Here is a 20,201-nt window from a genome sequence, read left to right on the forward strand (position 1 = left end):
ATTAACCTGAAATTAAACTTTTAATAATCTATCAACGGCTTTATCTAAAGTTTCTTGCCTTTTAGCAAAACAAAAACGTATTACATGGTGGTCTATCCCCTTGGTGTAAAAGGCCGAAACAGGTATAGATGCCACCCCGTTTTCCTTAGCCAGGCGTATGGCAAAGTCGCTGTCTTTTTCGTCGGTTATGTTGCTGTATCTTACTGATTGAAAGTATGATCCGTGACAAGGCAGCAACTCAAAACGGGTTTGCTCCAATCCCTTTCGAAAGTAGTCGCGTTTTTCCTGGAAAAAGGCTGCCAAACCAAGGTAAGTTTGTTCGTCTTTTAAATGTTCGGCAATGGCATATTGAATGGGCGTATTCACCGCAAACACCAAAAACTGGTGAATTTTTCTGAATTCATTCATGAGGTATTCGGGGGCCATGCAATAGCCAACCTTCCACCCGGTAGCATGAAAAGGCTTACCGAAAGAGGCTACTATAAAGCTGCGCTGCTGCAGTTCAGGATAACGGGCCATACTATGGTGGGTTTCGCCGTCATAGATCAGGTGCTCGTATACCTCATCGCTTAAAATTAAAATATCCTGGTTTTTAACAATCGCACTTAACTCATCAATATCCTCCTTATGCAAAATGGTAGCCGTTGGATTTTGCGGCGAGTTAAGGATGATCATTTTGGTTTTATTGTTGATGAGCCTTTTAACCATATCCCAGGCAATGCGATAGTTAGGAGGCTCAAGCGCCAGGGATTTTACAACACCGCCCATTAGTTTAATGGCAGGGGCATAGCAATCAAAAGCGGGTTCAAAAATAATTACCTCATCATTAGGGTGTATAACGGCGCTTATGGCTGTAAATATGGCCTGCGTACCACCCGCGGTAATAGTAATTTCGGTATCGGGATTGTATACAGCGCCGTAAAGTTTTTCTGTTTTTTTTGCTATTTCTTCGCGCAGGGCAATAACGCCGGCCATTGGCGCGTATTGGTTATGGCCATTTTTCATGGCCTGGTTAACCAGCTCAATTAATTTAGGCGAGCAGTCATAATCCGGAAATCCTTGTGATAAATTTATTGCACCAAGCTGGTTGGCTAAGGCCGACATAACCGTGAATATGGTTGTGCCCGTTTGGGGTAATTTAGAAACAACAGGTATCATTACGGGCTAAAGTAAACAAAAAACAATAAACACAACGGCGTATTTATACGCATTTTTAGTTTTTTGATATTATTTATTTTAGTACGAAAATTTATATCTCCAGATATATCTCCAGAGGTATTTTGAATGTTGGCAACGTTACCGGCTCAGTAACATCAATTTAATAATGTTGAGATATTCATCAAAGGGCTTATCAAGCATTTTAACGTTATGGCCCGAGTAAAGCGTGGCGTGGATACCATCATCTGAAATATATACCTCAAAATGGCCGTTGGCAATAAAGCCGTTTTTATGAGTGAACACGCAGGTGCCTGCTGTTATTTGAGGATTGTTTGCTGCGGAGAATTTAACTTTATAGTTGCCAAACTCATGCTCATTAAGTACCAGGTGGTTAAAGGATTTGTTTCTTTCTGTAATTAAATCTGGATCGGTGGTTTCTGAAAGTTGCGCTATGTATCTGCTCATAATAATTGAATGCCAAATAATTTGAATTAATTATTTGGCGTATTAAGTAAATAGTTTTTCTATTTGGAAACAATTTACGTAATTATTGACAGAAAGGTTACAATATTGGCAGAAAAGTTACAATATTAAACCGTTAAATATGATTCAAGCTCGGGAACAAAGTAAGCGAAGGGGACATCTATAAGTTTTACCATATCCAATGATAACAGCGAGGCATATATGGCGCTTTCAAAAATGTAAACGCTAAACAATGCCTTGAGGGTATCTCCGGTAAAACTGGTGAAGCTGGCTGTACCTGAGTAAAAAGTGTCGGTACCGGTTTTAAAGGTTACAATTCTTTCGCTGATCTCGTAACTATTGTGCAGCAGTTCATGTAAAGCCTCATTTCTCCTGTCGGAAAGCTCCGGGTGAACTTCTGTTGAAAGTGATTCAATTAAGTGTGACATACATTGCAAGGGGTATCTGATTGTTAAATTATAATCTAATCTAAAAACAATTATTGTAATTAATATGAAAATCAGACAATTAAACGTTGTAACAGGTATCTGAACATTATGAACAGATGTGTTTAAGTATAAATCCATTACGTAATAGAACTACACGTTGTGTTTATTTTACACCCTGCTATTTAAAATCCAGACTTTGAAAAGCCTGAACGCCGGTAACATCGTTCATAAGGATCAGTTTTCCATCGGTATTTTTATCGGCAGTTACCTGGTTTAGCCAAAATCCCTTAACATCATCAAGCCTGAAGGCGGGGCGGTTATCGGCATTAAGCAAACTTACCTGCACGTTATTCATTTTTATAGCCTTTGCATGGCGAATAAAAAAGCCGTAAGCTGGCGCCTGGCCAAACTGACCCGGTTCGGGATATTGATCGGCTTTTTCGGGTACATCGCGCTGTGGTTGTCCATTCGTGATGCCACCCTTGTAGTAAATGCGGATATTGTTTAACTGTACGTCCTCAATATCGTGCCCCGGGATGCCGCTGATGGTGCAGGTATAGGCAGGATCTGCGTTGTAAACCATTACGTTACTGATAATAACCCTGCGCAACTGGCCCACTGGAACATCTTTCGGTCCGCGCATGCGGGCGCCAAGGCGAATAAATATAGGGTCGTTCACCACATCGCGCATGGTGATGTTGGTTATGGCTATGTCTTCCAGCAAAGCACCATCTACGGTTTCAAGCGCAAGGCCGCGGCAATAATCAAACACACAATTTGATATGGTAATGTTTTTAAAACCCCCGTTTGATTCGGTACCCAGTTTTATACGGCCGGTGGGGTGCCAGTTAGGGTCTGCCGACCGTTTAAAAGTACCATCCAAAAGGCTGCCTTCTTCATAACCGCTTACCTGGCAGTTGGTAATGGTTACGTTATCTGTAGATCGGGCGTAGCCTAAACCAAAGGTACTTTTAAGGCAGATGCCATCGTCGCCGGGCGAATTAACATAACAGTTGGAAACACGCACATTTTTGCAGCAATCAATATCCATACCATCCCGGTTGGTATCCAGCTTTACATTATCAATAGTGAGGTTATCAACCCCGGTAGCCAGAATAGCAAACCAGCCGCCATGCAAAACAGAGATATCCCTGATGTTAACATTACGGCAGCGCAGCAGCGAAATGGCTTTGTTGGCTGTTTGCTTACCTTTTATATAATCTTTTACTAAACCTTTGCCCCATATCATTCCCTGGCCTAATATGGAAATATCATGCAGGTCCTCCCCCCAGATAAGGCTGTTATGCCAATGGCTATGACCCGAGTCCTGGTATTTGTTATTTGCGCCGGGTTCTTCATCGTCATAACCGTTTTCGGCACCAAGCGGGGCCGCAATTATGGTAGCTCCCTGGTCCAGGTATAAAGAAATATTGCTTTTTAGGTGGATAGAGCCCGATAAGTAATTGCCTGCCGGGATAAAAACCGTACCGCCGCCTTTGGCTGCCGCCGCATCAATGGCTTTGTTTATGGCTTTGGAATCGAGGTTTTTACCATCGCCCACGGCACCATATTGTTTTATATTGTAAAAATCGGCAGCAGGTTTGCAAAACGCAGGTATAGCCGTTATGGCAAATAACAATAAGGTTAAAATGTGTTTTTTCATATTATAGATAATTGGCTCTATAAATATAACTGTTATTACGACATCTTTTAATATTGATTGTTAATTTATTAACTATTGGTAAAATTATATTGATTGCCGCGTGGTTTAGGCCAAATGGATAACCGCATACAATGCCGTTACAGAAATACCCACCCAAAGTAACACACCCTGCAAAAACGGACGAAATCCTACTGATGTTAATACCGCCCTTGACAGCCCTGCCCCAATAAGGAACAGTGTAAGTGTTAATCCCGCTTTGGCAATAATTATAAAATAGGGGCTAACCATTGCCACTGCCGGGATGTAAGTATTGGCTACCATTGCCAGTATAAATAAGCCAATGAAATAAGGGATGCCAATTTTTTTAGATTTGTTTTTAAAAGCGAACGAGGCTATGAATGCAACTGGGATTATCCATAAGGCCCGGGCCAGTTTAACGGTGGTGGCTACCTCAAGTGCGTGGCTGCCATACCGGCCTGCTGCGCCTACTACAGAACTGGTATCATGTATAGCTATGGCGCACCATAAACCAAATTGTGTTTGTGATAAGTTGAAGTAATGACCAATGAGCGGAAATACAAACAACGCCACCGAGTTTAAGATGAAAACGCAGCCCAGGGCAACTGATATCTGTTTTTCTTCGGCCTTAATAACGGGAGATATGGCTGCGATGGCGCTGCCACCGCAAATGGCTGTCCCGGCCGAAATGAGGAAGGACGTTTTCTTTTCTATCCCGAACCATTTTCCCATCAGGAAACCGAAAAGGAGGGTAGTGCTTATTGATGCTATGGTGAATAATATACCCTGCTGACCAGCCTGCAAGGCGCTATGAACATTCATCCCGAAACCCAGGCCAACTACCGAAACCTGCAGCAGCAGATGTGTGGCTTTATGGTTCAGGTGCAGGTAGGGGTGCCCGGTAAATTGTGCTATTACCAAACCCATAAGCAAAGCCACCGCCGGGCTTACATAGGGTGTTAAACAAAGCCCTGTACAAATTACAAATATAATTATCCGTGAGTTTGCGTTAATATTTAAGAGTAGGCTATTGGTATTGCCCGAAGTTTGTGCCGTTGTGTTCATTTGTATTGTTTTTATACTGCAAAAATGAGATATTCATAGCGGGTTTATTTATCACAAATAGTGTTTTGGATAACTTTAAGTTATGGGTTTAATGTGGAATTTGGATTATTCAGGAATTTTGGTAGCTTACTTATTATTTGCTGTTTTAAATACCAAATACTCCGACCCATAAAGATTACGGCACCGCAAACAATGAATTGAAATTTGTAGTTTAAACATGTAATAAACTTAACATCATGAAAAATGCATTTGTAACAGGTTTAATCATGGGTATTCTTAGTGGTACCTGGTTGTTTATTATGCGGTCGTTCGGGTATACAAATACCGGTAACCACGTAGCCCCGATTGAATATTTATCGGTGCTGATACCCTTGTGTGGGGTATACTTTGGTGTGAAAAGTTACCGGGAGAATGAAATGGAAGGGGAGATCAGCTTTTTTGAAGCACTTTTCCAGAGTTTTAAGATCCTGCTTATAGGCGGTCTTATTGCTTGTTTGGCCGGTATTGTATATGTTAACTACGTTGATATGGGCAATGATTTCTTCGCGTTTTCGGGTAGGTTATTTGGCGGCCTGGTAATAGGTGTTTTGGTTTGCGTTGGTGTTTCTGCCGCGCTAATGAACAAGGCATCCAAACTCAGTTGACCGGCCTTACCTGTTAAACCTGAATATCGCCGCATTAACATTCTTTTTGGCCAATTTTAACCGCGAATTACATAAATGCCAAACCATTAAAGCAGCGCCGATGCCTGGACTCATAATAGCCACATCTACCTGTAAATTTTGCTGTAACGAAGGATAGGTGGCAACAATGCCATTCTTCATGAGCCAGTAGGGGTGTTGTTAGTAAAGATTCATAGCGTTATTGTTAGCGGGATAGCAGGTTCTACACACAACATTACGACGTATTTTATGTTTTAAAAGCTTTACATGAGCTTAAATTAGCGTTAAGGCCATGTAAACATATTGCCTCAAAAAAAAATTTAAGTTCAAATACGTGCAAATGAATGGGTTAAGGTTTAGCTTTAAAATTCTTTTAAAAAAAGTTTTGCAACTTGATTTAAAATCCTACTTTTGCACACCCAATCAGAACACGGGATGTAGCGTAGCCCGGTATCGCGCCACATTTGGGATGTGGAGGCCGCAGGTTCGAATCCTGCCATCCCGACTAAAGCGATACCAACCAGTATCAAAAAGCCTTTAAATCTATGATTTAGAGGCTTTTTTGTTTTATTTCAGCCCAATTCATTCAAGTTATATCAAGGAAAATGTGCCCTATTCGGTGCCCCAAATTTATGATTTATATTTGGGCACAAATAGCATATTAAGCAACTGATAGTCAATTGATTACTTAGTTTATTTTGATGTTTTTTAGCGCCTTTTGGGTGCCCCTTTTGAACAAGGGTAAATGTGCCCAATGCAAAGGCCGCTAAAGACCGTCAATCTGATGCTATTAGTAACTTAATAATTGACAATATGAAAACAGCGAACAGCACCTTTGGCGTTATCTTTTATCTTAGAAAGTACAAAGCCACTAATGACGGAAAAGCCCCTATCTATGCAAGGATTACCGTAAACGGCAGCAGGATTGACCTGTCGGTTAAACGTTCTATCGAGCAAGATAACTGGAATGCCAACAAAGGTATGGCAAGAGGCAGCAGAGAAGAAATTGTAAAGCTTAACAAGTATCTGGAGCAATACCGTTCCGGCATTGTGGAGAGTTATCAGGAACTGTTATTGCAAAAGAAGCTGATTACAGCGGAATTGGTAAAGGATAAATTTACCGGGGAAGATCAGGCCGAGTTTACCCTCTGTAAATTAATGGAGTACCACAATACAGAGCAGGCGCAGGTATTGGAGCCAGGCACGATGAAAAACTATTACACCACTCAAAAGTATATTAAGGAATTTATCAAGGAGCGTTTTAGGACAAGCGATAAATACCTGTCAGAGTTAAGCTATAAGTTTATTACCGACTTCGAGTACTACCTACGCAACAGAACGCCGGAGAAAGGCCAAAAAGCCCTGAATAACAACGGCCTGATGAAACACATAGAAAGGTTTTGCAAGATGGTTAATCTTGCTGTCAGGCTTGAATGGTTAGACCGCAATCCCTTTCACGCCTACCAGTTAAAGTTTGACAAGGTAGAACGGGAATACTTAACCAAAGACGAATTGGCAAGGATTGAGGCCAAGAAATTCAACATTGTGCGATTACAGGTTGTACAAGACCTTTTTGTTTTCAGTTGCTATACAGGACTGGCCTACATAGACGTGTTTAACTTAACGCCCGCTAACTTGATAGAAAAGTCGGCTAATAATTTTTGGATTGCAACCAACAGACAAAAGACAAACGAACTTGTAAGAGTGCCGTTATTGCCGAAAGCCTTAGCGATCATCGAAAAATACAAAGGCCATCCGCAGGCATTGGCCGAGGGCAAGGTACTGCCTGTACTGACAAATCAGAAATTAAACAGTTACTTAAAGGAAATTGCTGATATGTGCAGTATAAACAAACCCCTTACCTTTCATATCGCCCGGCACACATTCGCAACAACAGTAACATTGACCAACGGCGTACCCATTGAAACGGTAAGCAAACTGTTAGGTCATAGCAAACTGACCACTACGCAGATTTATGCAAAGGTTGTCGAAAGTAAATTAAGCGACGATATGGTACAGCTTAGTAAAAGGTTGAAGGCATAGTTATGTTAAACAGAGTATAGAAGCTCCATGCTAATTGTATGGGGCTTCTTTCGTTATATTTGCTTATACAGCCATTGTAATGCCTTAAAGAAAGAATTTAGATGATTACAGAATTAAAAAAATATGAAAACACGGGGAGTTTCACTTATAGACCACAGGATAGGTTAGCGCAAATATGTAACGCTCCGAATGATAAGGCGGGTATTTACTTAGTTTATACCATACAGGGAAAAGAAAGAATGTTGGTATATATCGGCCGCTCAGGAAAAAAAGAACGAAGCGGTACCTATTTATTCGCAAAGGCGGTATTAAAGACCGCTTGGTTAACGGAAAACGGGATGGCGAATTGAGAAGAAATTTTTGGTTACGAGAGATGATTAATGGGTCATTAGATGCGTTGGAAATTCAATGGTTTGCAACACATGACCAGAATTACATTGATTGCCCGGCGATAATAGAAGACCAATTAATTAAAAAATATAAGCCCTTATGGAATAGATAGACATCTTAAGTGTTTTCACTGATTATATAGTTGTGAAATCAACATGGGATTTTAACATTGAACGATTAAAGAAAATAAAACGAAGCTATGCCAAATAAGTATTTCAAGCCGCGCAATCCCTTCGACCTGTCACCGCACAAATATGATCTTGGCATTTTTACAGGCTTAAAAAAGGGGAATGAAGACAATCATTTTTTAGCCAAACTCTGGAAAATGCCCCAAGACGAATACAGGTTATACTACCTGTACCACCTAACCTACTTTCTTTCCAAAGAACCGAACGGAGAAAAAGAGTTCTTTGCCTTTGTTTGGCGCATTGTATTGGCTCGTATAAAATTTCTTGAGGGGACAGACCCTTTTTCTTCCGACCACGCCAAACATGTAGAACGGCTGGAAATACTTTTGAAGTTCCAAAAGTTCCTGCGCTCTATTGACCAATGGGATACCGATAAAACACAGACGGAAATTATCGCAGAGCAGGCAGAAGAAATTAGGAGATTACGAGACACCAACGCCGGGTTAAAGGAAGAACTTAAAGCTGCTAAAAAACTGGAAACCGAATATCACCTTAATATTGCCGAGGGAAAATTATTGGCCGTGGTTGATCTTTTCAAAAAGATCGAGGCACTTCAGCCTGATGGAAAGGAACTCGTTTTTGCACAGTTTCAAACGGTATGGGCAAAGATGATCTGCCGCAGTTTTCGGCATGGCGGCAAGGAGATCAAGTTTGATACCGTGCGCCGGTATTTTCCCGGCGACAAGGACGACCCAAGTTTCCGGTCGGCTCCCGTTGGGACAAAATATCAGCTTTACAATATTGTGCCAATCAAAAAGTAACAATTGCTCTCTAATCTTACTGCCTTTTAACCTTAAATAAGTATTCTTTTGAATTTGAGGAAGTTAAGTATTAATCTTATTTAACTCAAACCACTTCAACTTTACCATAGCTTTTGCTATGGTAACGAAATCCGATACGCATAGTACACTTTTGTTCCAAAACAAATGCTATGCAGATCATTAACACGGATGTCTTAAATCGCTGTATCAGGGATGCAGTCAGGTACGAATTACAGGAACATTTTAAGAACGGCGGCATCCCGCCGCCAAAGGACAATGAACGGCTATTGTCCAAACAGGAACTGGCCGCCGAGTTGGGCGTATCATTGGTGACACTTACCGACTGGATGAAAAAGGGCTTGCCCTTTTTACGTCTGCACAAAAGGGTGTATTTCAAAATGAGCGAGGTGCTCAAAATTATGCAACAAAAAACTAAAGGTTAAGGAGGAAAGATGAACATCGAATTTATCACGAAAGATGATTTACGGAAGATTGAGAATTTGTTAGGCGAGATCAAAGGACTTTTAAAACCCGGTCAGGGACAAAGCAAACAATGGCTGAAAAGCTACGAAGTACGGAAGCTGTTAAACATTTCACCCGGCACCTTGCAGAATTTGCGTGTTAACGGTACGCTCCGTTACACCAAGATCGGGGGCTTGCTTTATTACAAATTAGAAGACATTGAAAAGCTATTGGAGGATAACAGCAGGTAAGATTTGCGGGCAAACCCGAAGCTTCGCTTTGGGAAAAAGGCAGCACAGCGTACCGCTTGCCGTATAGCTGTATAGTTGGATATATCGGCCGGAGGCCGTTAACCAAACCTACGTGCCGATAAGAAGCAAGTTTGTGTTTTTGGTACCCAAAAACTCCGTTACAGCCTGCGGCTGAACGGCAAACTTGCTTTTTGCTCCCGATGGTCGCAAAAAGAAAAAATTAAAAGTGATGGGATTAAGACAGTGTGAGGCGTATGGAAACGAACGGAAAAACATCGGTTAAAACCGATAAACCAAAACACAAAGGCGGCAGGCCAAAAGTCAGGGTCAGGCGTGAAACGCATGTAAAAGTCAGGCTAACCGCTACCGAGCGTTTTTTGATTACAGGAAAAGCGAAAGACGCAGGTATGCGATTAAGCGACTGGATAAGGGCGGCGGCAAGAGCCGCAAAAATAGTGGCACGTTTGAAACCGGAGGATTTACAGATCATGCGCATGTTAACAGGAATGGCCAACAATCTGAACCAGTTAACTAAGCTGGCTCACCGGGATGGCATCTTAACAATTGCGATTAAATGCGGTAATCTATTGGTAGAAATAGACCAGGCATTAAAATATTTTAACAGCGATGATCGGCAAGATACCTAAACCCGGCAAAAGCTTTGGCGGCTGTATCGAGTATAACGTCCTGAAAAAAGAGGCGGCCATACTTTACGCTGATGGCGTGCGCATTGATAAGATCGCGCACACCATTGCCGACTTTAATATGCAGCGCAAGATAAGCCCCGGCTTAGGTCAGGCGGTAGGGCATATTTCATTAAGCTGGAGCCCTGAAGATAAGGACAAGTTGAACGATGAAAAAATGGTGAGCATAGCCAAAGAGTACCTGCAAAAAATGAAAATACAGGACACGCAAGTACTGATCGTCAAACACAAAGACCGGGCGCATCCCCATGCTCATATCGTTTATAACCGGGTCGATAACGAGGGAAAAACTATTTCAGATAAATTTCAGCACCTGAAAAATATTAAGATCAGTAAGGAGCTAACCTTAAAACATGGAATGGAAATCGGGCAAGGCAAGGAAAAAGTTAACCGTCAGCAGCTAAAAGGTATTGACAAGTTGAAGTATGAATTGTACGACACCATTAAAGCAGTAAGCCACAAGGTTACCAGTATGGCAGAGCTTAAACAGGAACTGTTAAAGCAGGACATCGGTTTGCAATTTAAATACAAAAGCGGCACGTTGGAAAAGCAAGGTATCAGTTTCAGCAAAGGGGACTATAAGTTTAAAGGGTCGGAAATAGACCGCAGTTTAAGCTATGGCAGGTTGAGCAAACAGATCGAGCAACAGGCACAGCAGAAACAGGCCGAGGAACAACGTCCAACCTTAGCGCAGCAGTTACGGGAAGTCATCAACAACGAGCCGGTTAAAGAGCAATCCGGCCACCGATCTGTAATTGATTTGTTTGGCCACATTCCAATTATTACACCCGAGCCGGAACCCCACCCATACCGCAGACGAAAAAGAAAGGGTTATGGTCAGGACAATGATAACGAGCAAAGCCAGGGCATTAGCCGATAACAGAATTTCAAACCTAATGAAATGATTATATCATGGAACACAATGAAGAAAAAAACATGCAGGATGAGATTATAGACAGCTTAGCTAAAAAGGTTACCCAACTGGTAAACCGTCAACAAAAAGTTGAAGAACTGAATTTAGGGACGTTGCCACCAAAAATAAAGGAACTGGAAGCTAAGGTAACGGAAACCACCAATATGCGCATACTGGACTACAGTAAGCAGTTAGACCAGTTTGGCAGGCAGTTGAATGGATTTGACGGAAAGATCAATGCGATACCCAAAGAAACTAAAGCAACAGTCCAATTCGATACTAAATCAAAATTTGTAATCAAAATACTACTCTATATGGGGCTTGGTATACTGACCTTGCTTGCAAGCACTATTAGCCTATGGATAGAGAACAACCGCAGAGCGGACGACAAAAACAAATACATTATTGTACAGGGGCTTTTTCCTAAAACAGCGCGGTATATCGATAGCGTTTATATCAATAATCCGGAATATATACTCAAAGTTGCTAAAAACAATATTGAAGAAAAGCAAAAACTGATTGATGCCGCACTTGCAGCGAAGGAAGCGGCCGAGCAGGCAAAGCAAGCCGACGAAAACCTACAAAAGCTAAAAGGCAAAAAGCAGCCTGAAAAGAAAAAGAAAGGTAAAAAGTAATAGAAAGGCTTTATCAAGATGGATAAGCCTTCATCAACATTTAGTTTGTGTATAGCGGCGAAATAAATAATCAAATAAATCTTCTTATTAATGCCTACCAAAGTCCCTGCATAACTGCAAGGACTTTATTTGTATTTTAAAATCTATTTAAACCGCGCCATATATTGGAGGTATTTATTCAAAAAAAATAAATGTGTAGATAAAACCAGATGTGGCCGGCCGTAGTCCGGCCCGATCCTCAGGACAGAGATAAATATATTATTTTAACACGGGACTAATTCCTAAAACGCAGCCAAGTATCGAAAAAAGATTAAACATGTGATGTGGGCGCGGCAAATCCGCATTTTCACAAGCCGTTATTAATCAATAATTTCTCTTTTAAATACCTTTCATATCATTTGAACTTCCCGAAATATAGGTCAAACATGTTGTAAGCCTAGTTCTTAATTTAAAACTTTTACGTGGCTTAAAAATACTGGTCTCGGCTTGATAAGAATAGATTACCTGTTATGAATTGAATTTTATTTGTCCTTATCGATGACCCATCTGTTAGTCATGCAACTGTAGCATTTGTATCGTTTGATTGGCAGCCAAAACAAAAATATCTTCATGAAAGTCGTTCTGTGTATGCGGCTCAAATCAGCACGATCTGTTTTGCCACAGGGGCACATATTTAAAGAATAGGAGTTTTTCGTTTGTTCAGCCAGCATATTCAAGATAATTAATTTTTATCTTCTCTTACTTCGGCTTTCAATTGGCATTCAAATATAGTAAATGATTGTAATTTAATTATTAATAAATTAATATGATCGTATTTTACCTTGAAAGAGAAATGTGGCGCCAAACTACCACTGCTGGCATGAGCAATTAGCAAATACGCGACCAAGCGATTTTTCCCGCGCGGGTTCAACTGGATAAGATGTAAAGTCATTGTTTGGCGGAAGCGACCTTAAAAGTATCTTGACTGAAACCTAAAGAGGTGAAAACGTTGTCAAAAGGTGTATAAAATAGCATTAACAAGAAGTGAGTTTCCCACCGTTGCGTTACAAACTGTATCAGAGCGGGCTCAGGAAATTAAGCATGGTTGCAAATACAGATTAATTTAAGGGAAAACAAATAGTTAATTATCTTGTTTTGTGAAACTGAGTAAGCCGAAGTAGCTATGTGATTTTCAAGGAAAAAACTTTTTATTACAGAATTAATGGTGAGTACCTTTGGTATATTACCACATTTGATGCTGCTTATTTATATAGTAATATATCACATAGTTACCAATCAGTTTGTCGTTGATTTCCTAATAGGAAAATAATAGTTTTTATGAGAATTATTTGATTTACTTTTGCGAAAAAAAACATTTTTTGGAGTATTATCCATTATACTCTAACGGCCATTAAATATGAATAAAATTAACTTTCCTATATTTTTTTTTATTGTCTTTGTTATTTTTTTTAGTGCCATAGACAAGGTTTCGGCTCAAAATAGCCTTCAGAACATATCGACTATAAATGTTGATGATATCTCAGATCAGCAGGTTATTCAATTGCTTCAGCAGGCGCAAAAGGCGGGCATCAGCGATGATGAACTGATTAGCCAGGCCCGAAGCCGGGGCATGACAGGTGCGCAGGCCCAAAAACTGCAAGTCCACATCAGGCAAATCCGTACTAAATCCGGAACCGTTGTACGAATAGACGATACAACCGCAGCGGATGTAAGGAAACTTAATTATAAACAAGATAGCCTCGACGGGGAGCTGGTAAAAAAGGATTTATTTGAAAGTCTGGAACCCCGGATTTTTGGAGCGGAAATATTCAAGAATAAAAACAGTTCTTTTGAGCCAAATCTAAAGCTTGCGACGCCTGTAAATTATATAGTTGGCCCTAATGATCAGCTTAATATAAATGTTTACGGCAGTTCATTAGTTAACTGGAAACTTGAAGTATCGCCAGAGGGCAATATCAATATACCCGGCGTGGGCATTTTGAATGTTGCAAGCAAAACTATAGAACAGGCGACATCGGCAATAAAAGGCAAACTTGCAGCAAATAATTATGCTATCGGGCACGGCACGACAGTGCAGGTAACGCTTGGCAACATTCGCAGTATACAGGTGATAATGATTGGGCAGGTTACAAAGCCCGGCACCTATACACTGTCGTCCCTGGCAACCGTTTTTAATGCGCTTTATATGGCCGGCGGACCGAATGTTAATGGTAGTTTAAGGGAAATAGAGATCATAAGGAACAATCGTATTATAAGGCATCTTGATGTATATGATTTTTTGTTAAAGGGTGATCAAAAAAACAATATATCATTACAGGATCAGGATATTGTTCGTGTGCCTACTTACAGAACAAGGGTCCAGCTTGTTGGAGAAGTAAAGATTCCGGCTCTTTTTGAAGTGTTGCCGGGTGAAACCCTGGACAATCTTATAAATTATGCCGGCGGATTTACCGATAGCGCTTATACCGCACGAATAAAGGTTTCGCAGGTTAGCGATCAGCAGCGAAAAATTACCGACGTTGTAGAGGCTGATTATAAAAGCTACATTCCTTTAAGGGGCGATAAGTATACAGTAGAATCCATTATTTCCCGATACCAGAACAGGGTTGTAATTAATGGAGCAGTTTTTCGGCCCGGAGACTACGAATTGCAAAACGGATTAACTTTAAATCAATTAATTGAAAAGGCTGCCGGATTGAAAGAAGATGCTTTTACAGACCGGGGAACTATTACCCGGTTGAAACCGGATAATACGACTGAAATTATAGCTTTCAATGTAAAAGACGTTATAAATAAGGTAGTTAACATTTCACTACAGCGCGAAGACATTGTTAATATATCTTCGATATTTGATTTAAGAGACAAATACGTAGTTACCATTAATGGCAGCGTGAGAAAACCTGGGCAGTTTGCCTTTGCTGAAAACCTAAAAGTAGAAGACCTGATTTTAAAAGCAGGAGGCTTTGCCGATGGCGCCAGTACGAAGCGCATTGAGGTAGCCAGAAGAACATTTGACGCAGATCCTGCATCTAAAAGTAGTTCGGTAGCGCAAGTCTTTAATGTGAATATTGACGGGGCCCTGAAGCCCAACGACGCTAGTTTTGTGCTAAGCCCCTTTGACATCGTATCAGTATATAGTTTACCTGGATACGAAAAACAAAAAACGGTTAAGGTTGAGGGGGAAGTATTATACCCTGGTTCATATACCATAAAAAATAAGAATGAAAAGATCTCTGACCTGATAGCTCGTGCCGGAGGGCTCACCGCATCGGCAGATGTTGAGGGCGGGTCACTGAAGCGCGAAAATATTGCCATACTGGGTATCGATAAAGATAAATCGGATACGGTAGCGCTTGAGACGGAACGTATCTCCCAGGCTGAGAGGCTTAAAAGGACCTACAAGGACTCGACAACCAATGGAGAGATTCAACAACGAAACAACTATGTCGGTATTGATCTTGGTACTATTTTAAAAAGTCCGGGTACAAAAACTGATCTGCTGTTGGAAAACGGCGACATCTTGAGGGTGCCGAAGCAACAGCAGATAGTTCGCGTTAACGGGCAGGTGTTATATCCAAGTGCTGTTGTTTATGAACGTTCAAAGTCATTTAATGATTTTGTGTCCAATGCAGGCGGTTACAGCCCAGGTGCATTAAAGAGAGGTGCCTATGTTGTATATCCTAACGGTACCGTAAAAGGAACGAGGAAGTTTTTGTTTTTTAATAGTCATCCTGCTGTAAAACCTGGCAGCGAAATATATGTGCCCAAAAAACCGGAGCGTAAAGGAAATTCTGTACAAACAATTTTAGGCCTCAGTACAGGGCTGGCATCATTAGGAGCCATAATTTTGGGTATTCTCAGTTTGAATAAATAAACTACGCGTAAACAGTAGTATACCGGACTAATATGAGCACAAAAGATCAGGATATATCAAATAACAATTCGCCAGACGAAATATCTGTCAAAGAGTTATTGGTCAAAATCAAGTCGTCAGTAACCTACATCAAAAGTAAGTGGTTAATTATTTTATTATTCTCCTTAATCGGCGCAATAGCAGGATTAGGTTATTCGCTGTATAAGAAAATTAATTATACTGCGGAATGTACTTTTGTGTTGCAGGAATCGGCACCAGGCGGGGGCCTCAGTCAGTATGCCGGACTGGCGAGCCTGGCGGGTATTAATCTCGGCGGGGGAGGAAGTGGGATCTTCGAAGGAGATAACATTATTGAACTCTATAAATCAAGGACGATGTTAGCGCGAACTTTATTAAGTGAGGTTAATTTCGACTCCCAGAAACAATCGTTGATTGAACGGTATATTACACATAACAAGTTAAGATCAACCTGGAAGGAAAAGGATCATATAACGGATATTAAGTTTACGGGAGATCCTGAAAAGTTCGACAGAAAACAGGATAGTTTGATCACCAATATAGTTGCGATATTAAATAAGAAGGCGCTAAAGGTGGCAAAACCAGATAAAAAATTAAATATTATAAGCGTTCAGTGTAAATCAGATGATGAGTTATTTGCGAAGATGTTTACTAACAAACTGGTCGAAACCGTGAATGGCTTTTATATCCAGACCAAAACAAAAATATCTTACCAGAATATAAACATTCTTCAGAAACAGGCTGATAGCTTAAAAACTATTTTGAACTATGCTTTGACAGGCGTGGCATCGTCAATTGACGCTGCACCTAACGCCAATCCGTTTTTATCAAGACTCAAAGTGTCTTCACAAAGAAAACAAATTGATGTGGAATCAAGCAAGGCCATGTATGGGGAGATCGAAAAAAACCTTGAAATAGCCAAGATAGCTTTAAGACAGGAGATGCCTTTGATACAGATAGTGGATAAACCTATACTCCCTTTATCTGACGACAGAGTTAGTAAAAAAGTTATGATATTAACTGCAGGCCTCTTAGGAGGGTTTATAGGCTTGTTTTTTATTTTTATTAAAAAACTACTTCAACTTTATAAATAGAAAAATATTTGATGGTGATTAAGGATGGGTTGAAGAAATACCTGGTGACAATCAACGTTGTTAGTTCCGGTACGCAGGTATTATTGATAGGAGCAGTTTACTTTTTTCTTTATAAATTCTTATTAAAACTTTTGGGGGTAAGTTTATTGGGCGTTTGGTCTGTTGTTTTGTCAACATCATCTTTAGCCAATTTAGCTAACTTTGGTGTTGCCGATTCAGTGATAAGATTTGTAGCACTTTATCACAAAGAAAAAAATGATCTTAAAATTAAGCAACTTATTTTTACGGCTTCAATATTTATAGGTATTCTTTTTCTGCTAATTTCTTGTATTATTTATCCTTTTGCTGGTTTGATCCTTAAATCGGTACTGCCATCAAATTTTATAAATGCAGGCATTTCAATATTACCTTATTCACTTGCTTGTTTGCTTTTAAATGCTATAAATGGTGTTTATGCTTCTGTGCTTGATGGGATGCAAAAAAACTATCTAAGAAGTTTGGTATTCAGTGCTTCGTCGATTGTTTTGCTCGTGGTATCCTATTTGTTGGTTCCTAAATATGGGATTATTGGGGTAGCTATGGCACAATTAGCCCAATCGATATTTGCGTTAGTAGTGTGTATATTGATAGTTATGTACCAAACTAAATTTAATCCATTAATATGGAACTGGAGTAAAGAGATCTTTAGGCAAATTTTTAATTATGGCATGAAATTTCAATTTATTTCACTTATGGCAATGCTTAATGAGCCTGTTACTAAAATACTGTTGGGTAGATTTGGAGGGATGGCTTTTGCAGGATACTATGAAATGGCAAATAGAGTACTAATGCAAGCAAGAGGAGTAGTTATTAATGGAACACAAAGCCTTATCCCCGTTATGATTAATTTATCAAACAATATTAAAGATATTCAGCATTTTTACAAAAAGGTCTTTTCTAATGTTTTGTTCTTTTCTTTAGCTGCAATGGGATTAATAGTTATGGGAGGTCGCATTTTATCAGTTTTTTGGATAGGTAACTATCAACCTGTATTTTATTATACATTATTGATTTTGGCATTATGCATACTTATTAATATACTTAATACTCCTGCTTATTTTTTTTATATGGCAGAGGCTAAATTAAACATATTACTCAAAACACAATTTATACTTGGTTTATCCAACTCTTTATTTGGCTATACTTTAGGTTATTTGATAGGTGGTTATGGAGTTATTTACGGTTGGTTTTTGTCCGTGTTATTTGGATCATTATATATATTGTGGTTATTCAATAAAATGTATCAATTAAAAATAACAGCGCTCTTTAGAACACCCGACGTGTGTTTCATATTTATCGTTTTTCTTTTAATAGTGGTAAATAACTTTAGCACATCTATAAATTTGAAAGGAGGCGATTTTATTGGACTTGCGTTGATGTTAATTGTGATTGTTTTTTACTTTTTTAAATATAAGTTGACTTCACTAAGACCGACGCTTACAAAGTAATATGAAACAATTTGTTATATCATTTTTTAGATTTATAGGCTTTTTGGTTTCCTATATCTTTCCCCCCACTTTAAATGGGAGGTTTAAACTTTTGATAAGCAGTCTAAAATCTGGCTATATAAAAAAAAGCTTTAAAAAATGCGGCAAAAATTTCACTATTGAATATCCTTTTTACCACATAGGTCTTTCTTGCATTTCAATTGGAAACAACTTTTATTCATTTGCTGGCTTACGGCTTGAAGCTCATAAGATACATTTAGGGCATCGATTTTCTCCGATGATATTGATTGGAGATAATGTAAGTATAAACTATGATTGCCATATTGGTTGTATAAATAACATACAAATAGGTAATAATGTATTAATAGCGAGCAAAGTGTTTATAACCGACCATTTTCACGGCAGCGCCGACTCTGAATCTATTAAGTTACCGCCTTCTGAGAGAACCGTTATTTCAAAAGGACCAGTAATTATAGAGGATAACGTATGGATTGGCGAGGGCGTGGCAATATTGCCCAATGTTACTATTGGTAAAAATTCAATTATTGGAGCAAATGCAGTGGTTACAAAAAGTTTCCCCAAAAATTCTGTTATTGGAGGAAACCCTGCTAAGCTTATAAAAACCATAGCATGAAAAAAGCGATTTTTACAATTTGTGCCAAAAATTATTTGGCACAAGCCAAAGTTTTAGGTTATTCAGTAAAAAAGTTCTGCCCCGATTGTGATTTTGATATTGTTTTATCCGACGAGATTGACGGGCAGGACCTGATGTGCAATGACTTTAATGTTATTGAAGCAAAAAAATTGGGTATCGAAAACTATTATGACATGGCTTTTAAATATGATGTCATAGAATTTAGCACCGCAGTAAAGCCATTTTATCTTGAGCAGCTATTGGAAAAATATGATCAGGTGTTATACCTTGATCCGGATATGGTTGTTTACGACAGTCTTGAGTTTCTGTTTGATCATCTTGAGAAATATGATGCCCTGCTTACACCTCACATCATAAAGCCTTACATTGATTTTGAAGGTGCAACCGCCGAAGAATCACTATTGTGGGTAGGGATTTACAACTTGGGTTTCTTTGGTGTAAATAATTCTGAAACAGGTCGTCATATAGCCAAATGGTGGAAAACAAAACTCGCAAATCAATGCTTTGCAGATAAAGAGGATGCCTTACACGTAGATCAGAAATGGATGGATTTTTTACCGGCTTTGTATGGTGAAAGAGTTTTAGTTCTTCATAATCCAGCTGTAAATATGGCCTTTTGGAATTATCACGAAAGAAAGCTATTTAAAAAAGAGGATACTTTTTTTGTAGATGATATTAAATTCCCCCTGGCAATTTTTCATTTTTCGAGTTTTGACCCTAATGACATAGAATGTGTGGCGAAAAGACAGGATAAATTTACGCTGTCAACTATTCCACAATACAGAGAGCTTTTTGAAAATTACCTGCAGGATTTAAAGATCAATGGTTTAGATAAGCTAAGTAAATTAAAATACAATTATAGTCAATTTGAAAATGGTGTTCCAGTATTAAAACCACACAGAAGGCTTTATCGTGGCCTGGTTAGAGAGGGGCTTACATTTCATGATCATTTTTCTACAGCACCGGGCAGTTACTATGATCTTTTGGAAAGAAACAATCTCAAGCTAAATGATCCTGAACAACGGCTTAAGTCTTTAAAAAAAACATATGGTGCTAATCCGCCAATTTTAAATAAAATATTTAGTGCGTTAAATGTTTTTAACCGGCTGTTCGGGACAAAAAAATATTATTTGATGATGCGTTTTTTTGAAATATATAATCGCTTTGAAAATCAGACGTTTTTAATAAAAGACAGGTCATCAATAAAATCATAGATTGATAGAACTGCAACATCGCGCTTTAACTTTAT

20 protein-coding genes and 1 tRNA gene are annotated in these 20,201 nt (G+C 39.4%); 15 read left to right on the plus strand and 6 right to left on the minus strand.

Annotation, left to right across the window (positions count from 1 at the left end; all coding sequences use genetic code 11):
- Window positions 1-12: 12 nt before the first annotated feature.
- The 5 genes from BLS59_RS08650 to BLS59_RS08670 form a co-directional block, all read right to left on the minus strand.
- Window positions 13-1,158 carry a methionine aminotransferase gene (locus BLS59_RS08650; protein WP_091147881.1) on the minus strand — a complete coding sequence of 382 codons (1,146 nt, stop codon included), beginning with the start codon at window positions 1,156-1,158 and terminating at the stop codon, window positions 13-15.
- A 138-nt stretch (window positions 1,159-1,296) separates the two neighbouring features.
- Entirely contained in the window at window positions 1,297-1,623 is a 327-nt protein-coding gene (locus tag BLS59_RS08655; RefSeq protein ID WP_091147883.1) for a hypothetical protein, read from the minus strand.
- A gap of 125 nt (window positions 1,624-1,748) precedes the next feature.
- A complete protein-coding gene (locus tag BLS59_RS08660; protein ID WP_091147885.1) occupies window positions 1,749-2,069 on the minus strand; it encodes a hypothetical protein in 321 nt (106 codons plus the stop codon).
- 178 nt (window positions 2,070-2,247) lie between these two features.
- Window positions 2,248-3,732 (minus strand): rhamnogalacturonidase, encoded by a 1,485-nt coding sequence (locus BLS59_RS08665; RefSeq protein ID WP_091147888.1) that lies wholly within the window; start codon window positions 3,730-3,732, stop codon window positions 2,248-2,250.
- Window positions 3,733-3,837: 105 nt separating this feature from the next.
- Window positions 3,838-4,815, minus strand: coding sequence for a YeiH family protein (locus BLS59_RS08670; RefSeq protein ID WP_091147891.1), 978 nt, complete (start codon window positions 4,813-4,815; stop codon window positions 3,838-3,840).
- 236 nt (window positions 4,816-5,051) lie between these two features.
- Between BLS59_RS08670 and BLS59_RS08675 the strand changes: the two genes are divergently transcribed.
- Window positions 5,052-5,459, plus strand: coding sequence for a DUF4199 domain-containing protein (locus tag BLS59_RS08675; RefSeq protein ID WP_091147894.1), 408 nt, complete (start codon window positions 5,052-5,054; stop codon window positions 5,457-5,459).
- Window positions 5,460-5,465: 6 nt separating this feature from the next.
- On the opposite strand, the gene BLS59_RS31535 is transcribed toward BLS59_RS08675, so the two are convergent.
- Entirely contained in the window at window positions 5,466-5,639 is a 174-nt protein-coding gene (locus tag BLS59_RS31535) for a hypothetical protein (protein ID WP_162842589.1), read from the minus strand.
- Window positions 5,640-5,908: 269 nt separating this feature from the next.
- On the opposite strand from BLS59_RS31535, the gene BLS59_RS08680 reads away from it, so the two are divergent.
- From BLS59_RS08680 to BLS59_RS08750, 14 genes are all read left to right on the plus strand, one after another.
- Window positions 5,909-5,982, plus strand: a tRNA-Pro gene (locus BLS59_RS08680).
- A 308-nt stretch (window positions 5,983-6,290) separates the two neighbouring features.
- The gene (locus tag BLS59_RS08685) at window positions 6,291-7,520 is read left to right on the plus strand and encodes a site-specific integrase (protein ID WP_091148761.1); all 1,230 of its coding nucleotides are present in this window, start codon (window positions 6,291-6,293) and stop codon (window positions 7,518-7,520) included.
- A 101-nt stretch (window positions 7,521-7,621) separates the two neighbouring features.
- Complete coding sequence (locus tag BLS59_RS08690; protein ID WP_091147897.1) at window positions 7,622-7,870, plus strand: hypothetical protein; 249 nt, start codon at window positions 7,622-7,624, stop codon at window positions 7,868-7,870.
- Between the two features lie 239 nt (window positions 7,871-8,109).
- Window positions 8,110-8,859, plus strand: coding sequence for a hypothetical protein (locus BLS59_RS08695; RefSeq protein ID WP_091147899.1), 750 nt, complete (start codon window positions 8,110-8,112; stop codon window positions 8,857-8,859).
- 170 nt (window positions 8,860-9,029) lie between these two features.
- Window positions 9,030-9,302: a helix-turn-helix domain-containing protein gene (locus BLS59_RS08700; RefSeq protein WP_091147902.1), complete on the plus strand. Its 273-nt coding sequence runs from the start codon at window positions 9,030-9,032 to the stop codon at window positions 9,300-9,302.
- Between the two features lie 9 nt (window positions 9,303-9,311).
- Entirely contained in the window at window positions 9,312-9,572 is a 261-nt protein-coding gene (locus tag BLS59_RS08705) for a helix-turn-helix domain-containing protein (protein WP_091147904.1), read from the plus strand.
- A 254-nt stretch (window positions 9,573-9,826) separates the two neighbouring features.
- A complete protein-coding gene (locus BLS59_RS08710) occupies window positions 9,827-10,219 on the plus strand; it encodes a plasmid mobilization protein (protein WP_091147906.1) in 393 nt (130 codons plus the stop codon).
- Window positions 10,200-11,156 carry a relaxase/mobilization nuclease domain-containing protein gene (locus BLS59_RS08715; RefSeq protein WP_091147909.1) on the plus strand — a complete coding sequence of 319 codons (957 nt, stop codon included), beginning with the start codon at window positions 10,200-10,202 and terminating at the stop codon, window positions 11,154-11,156. The genes BLS59_RS08710 and BLS59_RS08715 overlap by 20 nt, the downstream gene beginning before the upstream one ends.
- Before the next feature lie 32 nt (window positions 11,157-11,188).
- Window positions 11,189-11,824 (plus strand): hypothetical protein, encoded by a 636-nt coding sequence (locus BLS59_RS08720; RefSeq protein WP_091147912.1) that lies wholly within the window; start codon window positions 11,189-11,191, stop codon window positions 11,822-11,824.
- Between the two features lie 1,396 nt (window positions 11,825-13,220).
- A complete protein-coding gene (locus BLS59_RS08730; RefSeq protein ID WP_091147917.1) occupies window positions 13,221-15,698 on the plus strand; it encodes an SLBB domain-containing protein in 2,478 nt (825 codons plus the stop codon).
- 32 nt (window positions 15,699-15,730) lie between these two features.
- Complete coding sequence (locus BLS59_RS08735; RefSeq protein WP_091147919.1) at window positions 15,731-16,810, plus strand: GumC domain-containing protein; 1,080 nt, start codon at window positions 15,731-15,733, stop codon at window positions 16,808-16,810.
- 11 nt (window positions 16,811-16,821) lie between these two features.
- Window positions 16,822-18,297, plus strand: coding sequence for an oligosaccharide flippase family protein (locus tag BLS59_RS08740; RefSeq protein WP_091147921.1), 1,476 nt, complete (start codon window positions 16,822-16,824; stop codon window positions 18,295-18,297).
- A 1-nt stretch (window position 18,298) separates the two neighbouring features.
- Complete coding sequence (locus tag BLS59_RS32605; protein ID WP_091147924.1) at window positions 18,299-18,931, plus strand: DapH/DapD/GlmU-related protein; 633 nt, start codon at window positions 18,299-18,301, stop codon at window positions 18,929-18,931.
- On the plus strand, window positions 18,928-20,166 hold the full coding sequence (locus tag BLS59_RS08750) for a glycosyltransferase family protein (RefSeq protein ID WP_091147926.1): 1,239 nt from the start codon (window positions 18,928-18,930) through the stop codon (window positions 20,164-20,166). The genes BLS59_RS32605 and BLS59_RS08750 overlap by 4 nt, the downstream gene beginning before the upstream one ends.
- Window positions 20,167-20,201: the final 35 nt, after the last annotated feature.

It is taken from the genome of Mucilaginibacter pineti (genome assembly GCF_900101875.1).
GTDB lineage: Bacteria > Bacteroidota > Bacteroidia > Sphingobacteriales > Sphingobacteriaceae > Mucilaginibacter > Mucilaginibacter pineti.

Excerpts from the sequence above, each read along its gene's own strand:
- BLS59_RS31535 (WP_162842589.1), bottom strand. The coding sequence starts at position 5,639 with ATGAAGAATGGCATTGTTGCCACCTATCCTTCGTTACAGCAAAATTTA.
- BLS59_RS08650 (WP_091147881.1), bottom strand. The coding sequence starts at position 1,158 with ATGATACCTGTTGTTTCTAAATTACCCCAAACGGGCACAACCATATTC.
- BLS59_RS08675 (WP_091147894.1), top strand. The coding sequence starts at position 5,052 with ATGAAAAATGCATTTGTAACAGGTTTAATCATGGGTATTCTTAGTGGT.
- BLS59_RS08660 (WP_091147885.1), bottom strand. The coding sequence starts at position 2,069 with ATGTCACACTTAATTGAATCACTTTCAACAGAAGTTCACCCGGAGCTT.
- BLS59_RS08750 (WP_091147926.1), top strand. The coding sequence starts at position 18,928 with ATGAAAAAAGCGATTTTTACAATTTGTGCCAAAAATTATTTGGCACAA.
- BLS59_RS08690 (WP_091147897.1), top strand. The coding sequence starts at position 7,622 with ATGATTACAGAATTAAAAAAATATGAAAACACGGGGAGTTTCACTTAT.
- BLS59_RS08695 (WP_091147899.1), top strand. The coding sequence starts at position 8,110 with ATGCCAAATAAGTATTTCAAGCCGCGCAATCCCTTCGACCTGTCACCG.
- BLS59_RS08700 (WP_091147902.1), top strand. The coding sequence starts at position 9,030 with ATGCAGATCATTAACACGGATGTCTTAAATCGCTGTATCAGGGATGCA.
- BLS59_RS08665 (WP_091147888.1), bottom strand. The coding sequence starts at position 3,732 with ATGAAAAAACACATTTTAACCTTATTGTTATTTGCCATAACGGCTATA.
- BLS59_RS08710 (WP_091147906.1), top strand. The coding sequence starts at position 9,827 with ATGGAAACGAACGGAAAAACATCGGTTAAAACCGATAAACCAAAACAC.
- BLS59_RS08740 (WP_091147921.1), top strand. The coding sequence starts at position 16,822 with ATGGTGATTAAGGATGGGTTGAAGAAATACCTGGTGACAATCAACGTT.
- BLS59_RS08670 (WP_091147891.1), bottom strand. The coding sequence starts at position 4,815 with ATGAACACAACGGCACAAACTTCGGGCAATACCAATAGCCTACTCTTA.
- BLS59_RS08715 (WP_091147909.1), top strand. The coding sequence starts at position 10,200 with ATGATCGGCAAGATACCTAAACCCGGCAAAAGCTTTGGCGGCTGTATC.
- BLS59_RS08720 (WP_091147912.1), top strand. The coding sequence starts at position 11,189 with ATGGAACACAATGAAGAAAAAAACATGCAGGATGAGATTATAGACAGC.
- BLS59_RS08735 (WP_091147919.1), top strand. The coding sequence starts at position 15,731 with ATGAGCACAAAAGATCAGGATATATCAAATAACAATTCGCCAGACGAA.
- BLS59_RS08705 (WP_091147904.1), top strand. The coding sequence starts at position 9,312 with ATGAACATCGAATTTATCACGAAAGATGATTTACGGAAGATTGAGAAT.
- BLS59_RS08655 (WP_091147883.1), bottom strand. The coding sequence starts at position 1,623 with ATGAGCAGATACATAGCGCAACTTTCAGAAACCACCGATCCAGATTTA.
- BLS59_RS08685 (WP_091148761.1), top strand. The coding sequence starts at position 6,291 with ATGAAAACAGCGAACAGCACCTTTGGCGTTATCTTTTATCTTAGAAAG.
- BLS59_RS08730 (WP_091147917.1), top strand. The coding sequence starts at position 13,221 with ATGAATAAAATTAACTTTCCTATATTTTTTTTTATTGTCTTTGTTATT.
- BLS59_RS32605 (WP_091147924.1), top strand. The coding sequence starts at position 18,299 with ATGAAACAATTTGTTATATCATTTTTTAGATTTATAGGCTTTTTGGTT.